This is a genomic window from Micromonospora sp. GCM10011541 (assembly GCF_042650725.1).
Classification (GTDB): Bacteria; Actinomycetota; Actinomycetes; order Mycobacteriales; family Micromonosporaceae; genus Micromonospora; species Micromonospora sicca.
Window position 1 is genome coordinate 303,502 of record NZ_JBHSBP010000009.1, and the last position, 12,734, is coordinate 316,235.

At 67.4% G+C, this 12,734-nt stretch carries 13 protein-coding genes and 1 pseudogene; 10 read left to right on the plus strand and 4 right to left on the minus strand.

Annotation, left to right across the window (positions count from 1 at the left end; translation table 11 throughout):
* The first annotated feature begins 344 nt into the window (after positions 1-344).
* On the plus strand, positions 345-590 hold the full coding sequence (locus tag ACFOYX_RS04330; RefSeq protein WP_322439601.1) for a hypothetical protein: 246 nt from the start codon (positions 345-347) through the stop codon (positions 588-590).
* Between the two features lie 397 nt (positions 591-987).
* On the opposite strand, the pseudogene ACFOYX_RS04335 reads toward ACFOYX_RS04330, so the two are convergent.
* A pseudogene (locus ACFOYX_RS04335) lies at positions 988-2,455 on the minus strand (glucose-6-phosphate dehydrogenase).
* Between the two features lie 63 nt (positions 2,456-2,518).
* On the opposite strand from ACFOYX_RS04335, the gene ACFOYX_RS04340 reads away from it, so the two are divergent.
* Entirely contained in the window at positions 2,519-2,782 is a 264-nt protein-coding gene (locus ACFOYX_RS04340; RefSeq protein WP_377533814.1) for a hypothetical protein, read from the plus strand.
* Between the two features lie 12 nt (positions 2,783-2,794).
* Positions 2,795-3,244, plus strand: coding sequence for a hypothetical protein (locus tag ACFOYX_RS04345; protein WP_322439619.1), 450 nt, complete (start codon positions 2,795-2,797; stop codon positions 3,242-3,244).
* A gap of 252 nt (positions 3,245-3,496) precedes the next feature.
* Here ACFOYX_RS04345 and ACFOYX_RS04350 read toward each other — a convergent pair whose 3' ends face one another.
* The 3 genes from ACFOYX_RS04350 to ACFOYX_RS04360 all read right to left on the minus strand — a co-directional run bounded on the left by ACFOYX_RS04350 (position 3,497) and on the right by ACFOYX_RS04360 (position 5,498).
* Positions 3,497-4,351 (minus strand): DUF4396 domain-containing protein, encoded by an 855-nt coding sequence (locus ACFOYX_RS04350; protein WP_322439620.1) that lies wholly within the window; start codon positions 4,349-4,351, stop codon positions 3,497-3,499.
* Positions 4,352-4,588: 237 nt separating this feature from the next.
* A complete protein-coding gene (locus tag ACFOYX_RS04355; RefSeq protein ID WP_322439603.1) occupies positions 4,589-4,954 on the minus strand; it encodes an integrase core domain-containing protein in 366 nt (121 codons plus the stop codon).
* The gene (locus ACFOYX_RS04360) at positions 4,938-5,498 is read right to left on the minus strand and encodes a helix-turn-helix domain-containing protein (protein ID WP_322439604.1); all 561 of its coding nucleotides are present in this window, start codon (positions 5,496-5,498) and stop codon (positions 4,938-4,940) included. The genes ACFOYX_RS04355 and ACFOYX_RS04360 overlap by 17 nt, the downstream gene beginning before the upstream one ends.
* 949 nt (positions 5,499-6,447) lie before the next feature.
* Between ACFOYX_RS04360 and ACFOYX_RS04365 the strand changes: the two genes are divergently transcribed.
* The 7 genes from ACFOYX_RS04365 (at position 6,448) to ACFOYX_RS04395 (ending at position 12,077) form a co-directional block, all read left to right on the plus strand.
* Positions 6,448-6,828: a nuclear transport factor 2 family protein gene (locus tag ACFOYX_RS04365; RefSeq protein WP_322439605.1), complete on the plus strand. Its 381-nt coding sequence runs from the start codon at positions 6,448-6,450 to the stop codon at positions 6,826-6,828.
* Between the two features lie 387 nt (positions 6,829-7,215).
* Entirely contained in the window at positions 7,216-8,439 is a 1,224-nt protein-coding gene (locus ACFOYX_RS04370; RefSeq protein WP_322439606.1) for an MFS transporter, read from the plus strand.
* Positions 8,432-8,674 (plus strand): hypothetical protein, encoded by a 243-nt coding sequence (locus ACFOYX_RS04375; protein WP_322439607.1) that lies wholly within the window; start codon positions 8,432-8,434, stop codon positions 8,672-8,674. Before ACFOYX_RS04370 ends, ACFOYX_RS04375 begins: the two co-directional genes overlap by 8 nt.
* 30 nt (positions 8,675-8,704) lie before the next feature.
* On the plus strand, positions 8,705-9,424 hold the full coding sequence (locus ACFOYX_RS04380; protein WP_322439608.1) for an IS6 family transposase: 720 nt from the start codon (positions 8,705-8,707) through the stop codon (positions 9,422-9,424).
* Positions 9,425-9,876: 452 nt separating this feature from the next.
* Positions 9,877-10,695, plus strand: coding sequence for a nitroreductase family protein (locus tag ACFOYX_RS04385; protein WP_322439609.1), 819 nt, complete (start codon positions 9,877-9,879; stop codon positions 10,693-10,695).
* Positions 10,696-10,740: 45 nt separating this feature from the next.
* The gene (locus tag ACFOYX_RS04390) at positions 10,741-11,121 is read left to right on the plus strand and encodes an MmcQ/YjbR family DNA-binding protein (protein WP_074311761.1); all 381 of its coding nucleotides are present in this window, start codon (positions 10,741-10,743) and stop codon (positions 11,119-11,121) included.
* 44 nt (positions 11,122-11,165) lie between these two features.
* Positions 11,166-12,077, plus strand: a complete 912-nt coding sequence (locus ACFOYX_RS04395) for an NADP-dependent oxidoreductase (RefSeq protein WP_322439610.1) — start codon at positions 11,166-11,168, stop codon at positions 12,075-12,077.
* Positions 12,078-12,734: the final 657 nt, after the last annotated feature.

The following is a 12,734-nucleotide window of genomic DNA, read 5'->3' on the forward strand; positions in this document are numbered from 1 at the left end:
CGGCGGCACCATCTTTCTGCGGGAGTTCATCCGGCAGCCGATGCGGGCCGCATCTGTGACGCCGAGTTCCGCCCGGTTGGCGGCGCAGACGATGGCGCCGATTCCAGAGCACGGGGAGCCGGTGGAGGTCGAGCTCGGACCGGGCACCGGGACGTTCACCTCGGTCATCCAGCAACGCCTCGGTGGTCGCGGCCGGCATCTCGCGATCGAGCTGAACGAGCGGTTGGCGGCGAGGCTCGCCCGCCGCTTCCCGAAGGTCGAGGTGCTGTGCGCGGCCGCCGCCGCCCTCCCGAACTGCTCGACGAACACGGCGCCCGGCCGGCCGACGTCATCGTCAGCGGACCGTGGTCGTCTTCCGGGGCAGCGGCCCGACGATCATTGCCAGCGATGACAACCCGTCCGGCATGGGCGGCGAGTTGCTGGGCGCGTGTCTGGCGTTGCTGGTCGGAGTGGTCGGCGTGATGCTGCTCGACCGACAGCCGGCCCGCCGTCTCATCGCGGTCGTGCTGGCCGCCGGCCGCCCACGGCATCGCGCCTGGATTCGGGTGCGGGCGCCGACGCTGGCGCAACTCTGCCTTCTGCGCACGTAGGTGAAGTCTGCCCACCGCCCCTGGTCGCCGCTCGGCGCAATGCACGGTGCCGCCGGTGACGGCCGCGCGGTCACGGCGCGCGCCGCCCGGCGGCGACGAGGCGACCAGACCGGTGAACGCGAAGGCGGTCAGCACGACGAATCCGGTGTGGAAGCCGGCGGATCCCGTCGCCAAGGCTCCAGGCGAGCCCGGCGGTGGTTCCCAGCCTGCGCGTCGCGTTGCTCACTTCCCCGCCGGTGCCGGCCTGCCGGTCCGGGGCCGCCGAGAGCAGCAGCGTCCTCGTCGGCGCGCCGCGCCGACCCCGATCATCAGCATCCGCCACGACAGGTAGACAACGCCGGCCTCCAGGTGACTGGGGGCCTCCGGGCGTCCGAATGATCGGCGGCCCAGATCGTCCTCAGTGACGACGCATTTCGCCGGGCGCCGGGGTCAGGAGGGAGTCGCCCGGGCCGTGACTGCCCGCCGGGTACTCCTGCAACGGCACCGCTCCCGCCCGCCATGCCTCGAGCACCGGCTCCACGATGCGCCAGGAGTCCTCGACGGTGTCGCCCCGCACCGACAGCGCCGGGTCGCCCTCGAAGGCCCCGCGCAGCACCTCACCGTACGGCGGCAGCTCCCCCGGCCCGAAGTCGGCCGCCAGGTTCACCTGATCGAGCTCCAGCGGGTTGCCCGGACCGTTGATGTTGACGTCAAGGCCCAGCCGGTCCGGCCCGAAGCCGATCCGCAGCCGGTCCGGCTGCTCGTAGCCGGTCAGCCCGGTGGGTACCCGGGGCGGCTGTTTGAAGGTGACGACGGCTTCCTCGCGTTTGCCGGCCAGGGCCTTGCCGGACCGCAGCCGGAACGGCACGCCCGCCCAGCGCCAGGTGTCCACGGCCAGCACCACCTCGGCGAGCGTCTCGGTCCCCCGGTTCGGGTCGATGCCCGGCTCGTCGGCGTAGGCGGGCAGCCGCCGCCCGGCCGCCTCCCCGGCCGTGTACCGGGCCCGCCTGCTCCATCGCACCGGGTCGCCGTCCCATACCCGCGTGGCCCGCAGCACCTGTGCCTTGCGGCCGCGGAGGTCCCGGGCATCCAGTGTGGGCGGGGCGTCCATCGCGATCAACGCGAGGACCTGCAGCAGGTGGCTCTGCACCATGTCGACGAGCGCGCCAGCGCCGTCGTAGTAGCCGGCGCGGCCCTCAAGGCCCAGGGTCTCGTCGAAGACGACGTCCACGCAGGCCACGTGCGCCGAGTTGAGCACCGGCTCGAAGATCCGGTTGGCGAAGCGCAGCCCGGGGATGTTCACGACCGTGGACTTGCCGAGGAAGTGGTCGATGCGGTGCACCTGGTCCTACGGGACGAGCCCGGCCAGGATGCCGTTGAGGGACCGCGCCGAGACGGCGTCGGTGCCGAACAGCTTCTCCAACATCAGCCGGGTGCCGGGCGGCAGGCCGATGCGGGCGAGCGCGGCGGCGGCCCGGGCGGTGATCATCGGTGGCAGCGCGAAGAAGATCACCAGACGGCCGCGACAATCGGTCAGCAGCCGCCGCAGGTCCTCCTCGCGGGTGACGTCGGCCGAGACGTACCGACTGGTCCGGACGACCTCGGTCGCCCGGGGACCGTCGGCGCCGACCGTCGCGAAGGCGTCGGCCACGCGGCGGCGCCACCGCTCGTCGTCCCAGTCCTCAGTGCCGCTGCCGCTGCCGCTGCCGATCAGCGTGAGGCCGGGCTGGGCGCCGGTGGCCACCAGTCGGCCGAGCCCGGGCAGCAGCAGGCGCGCGGCCAGGTCACCGGTGCCGCCCAGCAGCAGCAACGTCTGGGAGACGCGGTCCCCGGCGGCGGGAAGGTCGGCCACGGGACCGGGGGGCGCTCGGAGGCGATGTCGTCATGCAACCACCATGCCCTGCCGGTCGGGCAGGTTGGCGCCCCTTTTGGGGGACGCGCCCCGGTCGTTGCGCATCGAAGCCGGCTCCGGTCAGGCCGGGATCAGCGTCCAGGAGTGTCGGCGGCCGGCTCGCACGCCGATCTTCATGGTGGCAGGCATCACCAGCACCGCCGAGTGGCAGGCCCTGCGCAGGCATGTCGATGAGATCCGCGGGGTCCATCTGCGTGACCTGCTCGCCGCCGACCCGCATCGGGGCGAGCGGCTGGCCCTCCAAATGGCCGACTGCTACGTGGACTACAGCAGGAACCTGGTCACCGATACCACGTTGTAACTGCTCACCGCGCTGGCCGAGCGGGTCGGGCTGACCGACCGGATCGCCGCGATGTTCTCCGGCGCGCACCTCAACGCCACCGAGCACCGGGCCGTGCTGCACACCGCGCTGCGGCTGCCCCGCACCGCCGCGCTGACCGCGGTCCGGCTCCGGGTGCTGCACCTCAACGGCAGCCTCCGCGGCGACGCGGGCACCGAGCTGGCGACGCTACTCGCCGGGCGGACCGCGCTGTCGCCTACGGACGTGGACGACCTGAACCTGCGCCTCGCCGCCGAGGACCGCACCGACGTGTCGTGGCTGCGCGCCGCCGTGCCCGTCCGGGAGACGAAGGCCCGGTTCTGGCGTGGCTACTCGCAGACCCGGTCGACCCGGCCGCCGTCGAGGCGCACGTGGCCGCGCTGGTCGACACCGCCACCGACGTGCTCCGGTTCCTGGTCGCCCGTTCGGGCGGCGAGTCGCTGATCGCCGGCCCCGCATCGCCCCGGTGTCCCGGCCGCTGCGCCGGGTGCTCCTGGCCGCCCTCAACCGGATCGGCGCGGTACATCTGGTGGAGGACATGCGCCGGCACCGCCGGGCGTGGATCGTCGCTGGCGAGCGGCTGCACCCGGGCGAGTACGCCCACCGGTGGCCCGCCGTCGCGCTGGCGTTCGCCGTGCTGCGCGACACCAAGCTCAACGTGCACCCCTCCGCCCCAGGGCGTCGGCGCATCACCACCTACTGCGGCGTGCCCAGCAATTCCGTTTTGACGCCGCGGCGGATCAGCAACGAGGTTGGCGGCCAAGCGGCGAAGAAGCCGATGATCAGCCCGACCTGGATAATGAGCCAAAACACCGGACTACCAGCCCGCAGGGTCTCGTGGAAAACAAAAAAATGCATTAGCGCCAGCCAACCTAATAGGGCGAGCTCGAAGACGGACACGGTCAGCAGGTCGCTCCTGAGAAATTTCCGCATTGCGGCCCACGCTCTTCGACCACCCGTGTGAGCCTCAGCAGAGTAGCGAAATGCAACGCCTATGGCCACTGCGCCTACATAGTCGCCGACGACTTCGGGCCACAGTGTGCTGCCGGATATTTCGAGGCCAACGCCGTAGGTGATAGGCGTAGCAATGATGACACCCAGAGTGCAGTGCGTCGCACAATGATAAGTTTGGATTATCGTAGGAGCATGTCGCGACCTCCTGGGCGGGTTGCCGTGCCGGTCCAGCCACCGGGGAGACTGGGGTCTACCCCACTTTCTGTAGGCCAGGACGGCTGCTGGGCCAAGGTAGAGGGCGGTCGCTGGCCAGACTATCTCCATGACCTTGACCGGCTGACGATATCCAAAAACAAATTGGTCAACAGCGACAACGGCGGTGCTGGCCAACCCCACAAAGAGCACAGCCCACGAAAGCATCACGAGCCACGTCGGTTGCACACTCATCTCCGTTCGCTCCAGGGCACTCGATGCAATGTCGGTGGCAGCGGATGTGACGAACTCCGCCACTAGGTGAGGAAGGCGACCAAGATGCCGTCTCGAACATGAGAGCACATCGGGCGGTGAGGCGTCCGGCATCGCCCACCTGCACAACATCGCGCCTTGCGGGCTGAACAATGAACCCGATGCCGAGCAATGCTTCACCGGGTTACGCGCCCCTTGCCGTGAGGCGGGCTCCGCGGCGCGGCCTGCTACGCCACCAGAAAGTTGCCACGATCATGACCACGAGTGTGACGGCAGCACCCACGCCCAGCCCGGCCAGCAATGAGAATGACGAAGACCTCTTCTCTTCGGGTGAGACCAAGCGTGTACCGCTCGGAAAGTCGGTCACAGCTACGCGGCCTGGGAGTATTCGTTGATCAGTCCGTTGAGGATCTTCCTGCGGCGCACTCGTGCGGCGGTCAGGTCGGCGACCGATGGGGGCGGCGTGTCCGCGGCGTTGGGCGGTTGTTGGTGCCGGGCTTGGTGTGGCCGGTGGTCGTTGTAGTGGGCCACGTACTCCTCGAGGATGGCCAGTAGGTGACGTTGGTTGTAGATCAGCATCCGGTCGAGGCATTCACGGCGGACCGTGCGTACCCACCGCTCCGCGTACGCGTTCGCCCTCGGCGCCCGAGGCGGAGTGCGCAGGACCTCGATGCCTTCGGCGGTGAAGACGTCGTCGAAGGCGGCGGTGTACTTGCTGTCACGGTCGCGGATCAAGAACCTGAACCGGGCGACTCGGTCGCCGAGATCCAACATCAGGTTCCGGGCCTGCTGAGTGACCCACTCCCCTGTCAGATGCCTCGTGGCGCCGAGAATGTGAACTCGCCGGGTGGCCGATCTCCATCAGGAACAGGACGTAGATGCGGGTCAGACCGATCGTGTCCACGTGCAGGAAATCGCAGGCGAGCATGCCTTTGGCCTGGGTGGTCAGGAATTTGGTCCAGGTCGGCCCGTCGCGACGCGGAGCCGGGTCAACGCCGGCAGCGGTCAGGATGGTCCACACCGTGCTGGCCGCGTCCCGATAGCCAAGCCTGAGCAGTTCGCCCTGCACCCGGCGGTGGCCCCAGGTCGGGTTCTCCCAGGCCAGGCGCAGCACCAGGGCACGGATCTCGGCCCGTATCGGAGGACGCCCGGGTCGTCGTTGCGGGTAGGTCCACTTCCGGGCGACCAGCTCACGGTGCCACCACAGCAAGGTGGCCGGGGTGACGAAGAACGTCGACCAGCGGGTACGAGGCAGCAGCCGAGACAGGGCTGACAGCACGGCTCGGTCGGCTCCAGGTCCGGACGTGCGACCGCGCGGGCGCGCCGGCAGGCACGCGGGCGGCGTGCCGGCGGTACGTCGAGCCGGCCCCGCCGGCCAGGATCGGCCAGCCGAGCTGAAGCATCCAGCTCGGGCGGCGCAGGCCGCTAGGCTGCTGAATGTGGGCTTCGGCCGTGGCGGCCCGGCCGGCGAACCACCTGAGGACGGAAATGATGATCTACCAAGCCAAATTGCGAGTCCCGGGCGACCGGGCAGGGGATGTCGCGAACCTCAGGCCCGTCCGGGTTACCGGCGATGCCCCCGGAGCCACTGGATGACCACATACGGGCCCAAGGATAGCGACGAGCTGGACAGCCTCAACTGGATCGTGTGGAACATCGAGGTCCTCGATCCCGCCGCCCTCACGAAGCCGGAGGTCGGCGGGCGCACCGAGCAGGCAATGACGGAGATGGCCGGTTCGCTCGGATGCGTCTTCGTGCAGTGCTGGGACGACGACACAGTCGACGGGGTGCCCTACTACTCGTGGCACCGCCCAGCCGAAACTGGACGAGCTAGCAGACCGCGTGATCTCGAATCGGCCGTCGAGACACTGCTACACTTCAGCCGCAAACAGGACTCTAGAGTCCAGACGTGGGTGGCCGGAAGCGCTGCTGGAGGATGGCGGGTGATCGTGTGCACCAGCGGGTCAGGTCGCAGACTCGGGACAGCCAGGACCAAGCGCTCACGCTTGCCGAACAGTGCCGCGAGATCCTAAACTGGACTCAATCGTCCTATTATTTCATGGTCGAGGGATCGACCGAACTCATCGGTCCAACCACCCGCCGCGATTCGAGGACGGAGCACGCAGGAGCCATCAGTCGCGGAGTCGACTGCGCCGATGCTGGACCACGCACGACAGAAGTGCGGCGCACTCACCGAATCGGAGATACCGCACGGAGAAGGAGCAAGAATGAACGACACCAAGCAGTCCGCCGAAGATTTGGCGATCCTCGAACAGCTCAACCTCGACTACAACCAGGCGGACCAGGCCAGCGACGCCAAGCGCTTCAGCGAGCTGCTCGCTGAAGATTTCATCGTGCAGACTCCGGGTGTCACCCGCAACCGCGAGGAGTTCCTCGAATACATCGCCAAGCCCCGACCCTTCAAAGACCTCGCTCTGCGCGACTTCAAGATCCGCATCCTCAGTGACGTTGCTCTGATCCACGGCCGCGCCACGTACACCATGCTCTCCGATGGAGTGGAGCAAGAAGCTCTGTACACGGACACGTACCAGAAGCGTGAGGGCACCTGGGTCTGTGTCGCAGCCTGTGCGATCGCTCCGGGCGCCTAACCGCGCCTGCGACGCTGCTGATCGCGACGCGGCCCACGAGCCGAGGCCGCTGGTGGCCTTGCTCCCATATTCACCACGGACGAGAAGGGCTACGAACAAGATCAGCGGAGTCGATACCGGTGTAGCCGCCTCCTCGTGATCCTCTCCGGCACGCCCAGCCCACGACGATGGACACCTCCCGAGGACTTCCCTGCGGAAGCGCGCAGGCGTGGTGTGACGCCCAGGACGCACTCAAGCACACGTACGGTCCATGACCGACATCGTCTCAGTGCGGCCTGGCTTACCGACACCTCCACAACGCCCAGCTACGTCGGCGTGCGCAACCCGAATACTCCAGAGACACCGGGCTGGTTCAGAACACGAGAAAGGCACGGCTGGTTGCAACACATGACACCGGCGACCAACCTGGGCCGCCGGGACAGAACGCTCCGGCTGGCATTCATTTCCGCGGTGGTCTCCCTGGTGGCCGCGTTTGCCGCGGTGGGCTCGACGATTCCTTTGTTCAACATCTACCGGGCCGAGGAGGGGTTCACCAACGCCGGCATCTCAATGACCGTCGTCGCGTACTCCGCCGCCACTCTCACCACACTGTTGGTGCTGGGACGGCTGTCCAGTCATCTCGGTCGACGGCCCACCTCGATCGCCAGCCTGGTCCTGCTTGTGCTGGGCTGTGTCCTGCTGTTGAACGTGCACGATATCGGCATCCTGATCGCCGGTCGGGTCCTGATGGGCCTCGGTGCTGGGCTCGCCAGTAGCAGCCTGGCCGCCTACATTGTCGACGCCGCACCCGCCAGGCCGGCTTGGCTGGCCTCTGTCGCTTCCAGTCAGACAGTCATGCTCGGCCTTGCCGTGGGTGCCATCGCTTCGGGCGCCCTGATCCAGTTCGGCCCCTGGCCACGCGACCTCATCTTCCTGGTTGTCATCGGCCTCCTCCTGGTGTCTGCCGCGCTCATTGCCATCAGCCCGGAAACCGTAACTCCGATGCCGGGCGCTTGGCGATCACTGCGACCCAGGGTCCGGGTACCAGCCCGGGTCAGGCATTTGCTCGCTGTCGCGGCCGCGGTGTTCCTGGCCACCTGGGCGACCGGGGCGTTCTACCAAGCCTTCGTGCCCGCACTGGTCGAAGATCAACTCCGTACCAACAGCTCACTCGTCCTGGGACTGGTGTTCGCCGCTTACATGGCCACCAGCGCTCTGGGCGCTCCCCTCGGGGGCCGGTTCACACCAGCGGGAGCTCAACGCCTTGGCATGACGGCCTTCCTCGCCGGATGGATCGGCATCATCACAGCGATCACCGCCGGCGCACTACCGTTGTTCATCGCCGCAACTATCGTCGCCGGGGCGGCCCAGGGCATCGCTATTAGCGCCGCCATCCGCGGCCTGCTGTGGGGCAGTACTGTGGCCGACCGGGCACCGATCTTCGCCGTGGTGTATCTCCTCAGCTACAGCGGCGCGACCATTCCCAGCCTCATCTCCGGCCAACTTTCCAACACCTTCTCGCTACCGCAGATCGCGCTCGGGTACGGCGCACTTGCCCTCATCGCCACCCTGTTCACCGTCATCGCCGCACCCAACCCGCACGCCGACACGATCAGCCAGTCCGATGAGTAATCGGGACAAACCCCACCGCGTACCGCGACAGGAGCATCTCCGCCGGAACTTGCAGGGCATCCCGGTGGTGGTGGCCGCTCTCCACGACTACTTGCGGACGCAACTCCCGAAGCAACTGGACGACTGGCGCGTCGCCGTAAAGCTGGAAGATCTCAAGGAGCTCGACCTCAAACATCTCGACGACTTCTCTCGAACGATGGCCCTGAAGTGGCGCACAAGGGCTCTGTTGCATTGAGCGTCGGCAAGATCGAGGCAGACTTGACCTGTGAAGGCGTCGACTCGTTCTCGCCCGTGGCAGCCGCCGAAGTCGGCGTTCGCTGGCTTTCGCTTTCCACCCGAGGTGATCGTCGTCGCGTACCGCTGGTACCTGCGGTTCAACCTGTCCTACCGCGATGTCGAAGGGTTGCTGGTTGAACGCGGGGTCGGGGTCGATCACGTCACGGTCTACCGGTGGGTGCAGCGGTTCACGCCGCTGCTGGCCGACGCCGCCCGGTTTGCCCGCCACTCGGCGGGTGACCGGTGGTTCGTGGACGAAACGTACGTGAAGGTCAACGGGGTGTGGCGGTACGTGTACCGAGCGGTCGACCAGTACGGGCAGGTCGTCGATTTGCTCGTCTCCCCTCGACGGGACGCTGATGCGGCTCGGCAGTTCTTCCGACGCGCGCCGTCGACGATGAAGGTGACACCGAGCGAGGTCGTCACCGACGCCGCGACGGTCTACCCCAGAGTGCTCGATGAGCTGATTCCGCAGGCATGGCACCACGTCGAACGGTACGCGAACAATCCGATCGAGGCCGATCACAGCCGGCTGAAACACCGGCTGCGGTCGATGCGCGGACTACGAACGGACCAGACAGCACGAGTGATCATCGCCGGCCACGCCTTCACGCAGAACCTGCGACGCGGCTATTACTCGATCGCCGTCGATGTTCCACCGGTACGACGCATCGCCGCTGCGTTCACCGAACTCGCCCGAGCGGTCTGACTCCGAACCCGATACCGGGTACAACGCGCACACCGAACCGGCAACGCAACAGGGCCCATCTTCTCCACGCGCTCCGCGAGCACGAAGCCTTCTACAACGAGCACCGGCCCCACCGCACGCTCCGCGCCGCGGCACCCCTACGCCCGATCCCCCAACCGATCGCCAAGCCGGGCCGAATCGACCACCTCGACATCCGACGACGCGACCGACTCGGCGAATACCGACACGCCGCCTGAGCTGCCCGGACGACATTTTTGGCACCTACACCGTCCTGATGATTGGGTGCGATCGGGAAATGCAGGTCATATCGTGAGAAGGGGACACGCGGGGTGTCTCGCTCGGCGTCCTGGGCTCGGCGCTGCTCCAGGCGTCAGGGATTGCGGTCTGCACCTCCCGGTCGGCCGGGCCGATCGAAAGGATATTCATGAAGGCATGTGGAGTGTCCGGGGCGGATGGGGACGTCGTCCTGTTGGATCTGCCCGACCCACCGTCTCCCGGTCCCGGTCAGATCCTGGTGGCGGTCGAGGCGGCCGGAGTGGGAGCGTGGGATCGGCTGCTCAACGACGCCGGCTGGGAGGTGGGGCTGCGGCCTCCGGCGGCGCTGGGAGTGGAGGGCGCGGGCCGGGTGCTGGCGGTCGCGCAGGCCCAAGCACCTCAGCCGGTATTTCGACGGCAGCAAGACGATCCCGGATGAGACTCTTCAGCAGCTGCTGAGGTTCCTGCGCTCGGCTCCCACGTCGACGAACATCCAGCCGAATCACTTCTACGTCGTGTCCACTCAGGAGGTCAAGGAGCGGCTGGCGGCCAACCTCGGCGAGCGGTTCCAGGACAACGCCGAGAAGATCCTCAACGCCTCGCACACCATCATCCTCACCACTCGGGTCGATGTGCCCGAGCACCACCTCGAAGCGGTGTTCGCCAAGGAGCGGGCCGACGGCCGGTTCGCAGATGAGGCCAAGCAGGAGCGGTGGGAATCGATGACCCGTGACTTCGTGAGCCTGCGCAAATACAGCTACAAGGACACCTACCACTGGATGGAGAAGCAGACCTACATGGTGATGGGTCTGACGATGATGGCAGCCGCCGAGCTCGGCGTCGAGGCCATGCCGCTCGAAGGCTTCGACCCGATCAGCGTGGACAAGGCCTTCAACATCCGCGCGACCGGATACACCACCACCGTGCTGCTCGCGCTCGGTTACCCCGACGAGGCGAAGCAGTACAAGACCCCGGTGTCGCGGTTCGAGCCCGAGCGTCTGTTCACCTTCGCCTGAGCGGCCCGGCCCGGGCGAACCGATCGCTAGAGGAGTTGATCAGCTATGGACGGACAGGAACTCCAGAAGGTCGCGAACGAGTACGCGACAGAGCTGCCGGACGTGACGTTCGAGCACCGTGTCGGCCCGAATTGGGAGCTGTACAAGGTGGGCGGCAAGGTCTTCATGCTCATGACCGACATGCCGGGACACCCCGTCGTGATCCTGAAGGCCGATCCGGACGAGGCCGTTGGGCTGCGCGAGCAGTACGCAGAGATCACGACCGGCTACCACATGGACAAGAAGCACTGGATCACGGCAGCAGGTGGGCCCAGCCTCGACGAGAACCTGGTGAAGGAACTCGTCACCGACTCCTACCGGCTCGTGGTCGACAAACTCCCGAAATCCAAGCGGCCCGTGGACCCGAGCACGAACCCGGCTGCCTGAAACCCGAAACACGCACGAACAGAATCAACACAGAAGGAAGAACCATGATCGGACTCGGTGTTCGAGCCGCCAACGGCGCTCTGGAGATCCTCGACCTTCCGAACCCCCGCCAGCCTGACGCGGGCGAGCTCGTCCTGGAGGTGGTCGCGGCAGGGATCGGGCCGTGGGACGCCCTGCTTCACACGGGCGGATGGGACGTCGGCCTCGTTCCGCCCGCAGCTCTGGGCGTCGAAGCCGTCGGCCGCGTCACCGCGACCGGCCCGGACGAGACGGAATTCCGCACGGGAGACCTCGTGCTGGTCCACGAGGCGCCCCTGCCAGGCGGCAGCGGCACCTGGGCAGAGCGCGTCCTAGTCCGTTCCGCGCACGTCGCACGACTGCCCGAGAACCTGGCTCCGGAGATTGCGGCGGCACTCCCGGTCGCCGGGCTCACCGCCCAGCAGGCCCTCGACGAGCTCCAGGTCGACGCCACCACCCGCCTGCTCGTCGTCGGAGCGTCCGGCCCCACCGCGTCACTGGCCGTGCAACTCGCCCACCTCCGGGGCGCCGACATCGTCGCCGGTGCCGGGCCGGCCCGCGCCGATCAGCTCCGCGCCCTCGGCGCCAGCGAGGTCATCGACACCCACGCTGACGGTTGGGCGCAGAAGAGCGATCGCCGATTCGACGCCGTCCTCATCGCCGCGACAGGCACCGCCGAGGACGCGATCGGACTGCTCACCGACGGAGGCCGCCTCACCTCCATCACCTCGGACGCACCCGACCCGATTCGCGGAATCACCACCTCGGACCTCTACGTGCAGCCCGACGGACGTGCACTCGGCGAACTCGCGGCACTTGCCGCCTCCGGCGAACTGAGATTTGACGTCCAGACGACACCAATCAAGGACGGCGCCGCGATCGCGGACCAGGTCGCGGGCGGCCGCTCTGGTGGGGTCAAGTACGTCCTCGAGTTCTGACGTCCGCGGTAGAAGGACGTTGCAGATCGTCCGAAATGATGGTGTTCGTGCGTCATGTGGGGCCAGCGCCTTCGTGACACACCGCCCTTCTCCCTGCCCCTGACCATCGACGGCGACCGCATCACCGGGCTACACGTGCTGGCCGACCTGGAACGTCTCGACGGAATCATGCATATAGTCCAGGTGCGGTCGCCCTTCAGGGCCTCCGCAAGATCAAGGTAGGGATTTCTCGGTTTGGTCACGTGATGCCGAGGAGTGGCAGAGGTCTGCGGTGATTTCGGGCGTTGTGGCGTAGGGCTTTGGCGATGTTGGTTTGTCCGGCGTGGTGTAGCGGGCCGATCTTGCCGAGGCCCTGCCGTTGGACCTCGCCGACGCAGTGGATACGCCACGCAGGGCTCGTCGCGCCAGCCCGGCGACCGCGCACTTGGCGGAGTAGCCGTCGAGCCCGGAGCCGTGCGCACCACATGAGACGTAGTCCTTGATCGGGTCGGTGGACAGGTGGGCGCGCTTGATCGCGCCGATGCTGACGGCATACGCCACCCGAACCCGCTCGCCCTCCGGCAGCTTCCGGTGATCTTGAGCTGACTGAAGACGCCTAGGTGACTGGTGTTAAACGCGGGTTGGCCGGAGTTCCGATCAACCCGCGTTGGTCTTTGA

Bases quoted from the DNA above. Each gene is read 5' to 3' on its own strand.
- ACFOYX_RS04350 (WP_322439620.1), bottom strand. From the start codon at position 4,351: ATGTTGTGCAGGTGGGCGATGCCGGACGCCTCACCGCCCGATGTGCTC.
- ACFOYX_RS04395 (WP_322439610.1), top strand. From the start codon at position 11,166: ATGATCGGACTCGGTGTTCGAGCCGCCAACGGCGCTCTGGAGATCCTC.
- ACFOYX_RS04390 (WP_074311761.1), top strand. From the start codon at position 10,741: ATGGACGGACAGGAACTCCAGAAGGTCGCGAACGAGTACGCGACAGAG.
- ACFOYX_RS04365 (WP_322439605.1), top strand. From the start codon at position 6,448: ATGAACGACACCAAGCAGTCCGCCGAAGATTTGGCGATCCTCGAACAG.
- ACFOYX_RS04375 (WP_322439607.1), top strand. From the start codon at position 8,432: ATGAGTAATCGGGACAAACCCCACCGCGTACCGCGACAGGAGCATCTC.
- ACFOYX_RS04370 (WP_322439606.1), top strand. From the start codon at position 7,216: ATGACACCGGCGACCAACCTGGGCCGCCGGGACAGAACGCTCCGGCTG.
- ACFOYX_RS04385 (WP_322439609.1), top strand. From the start codon at position 9,877: ATGGGGACGTCGTCCTGTTGGATCTGCCCGACCCACCGTCTCCCGGTC.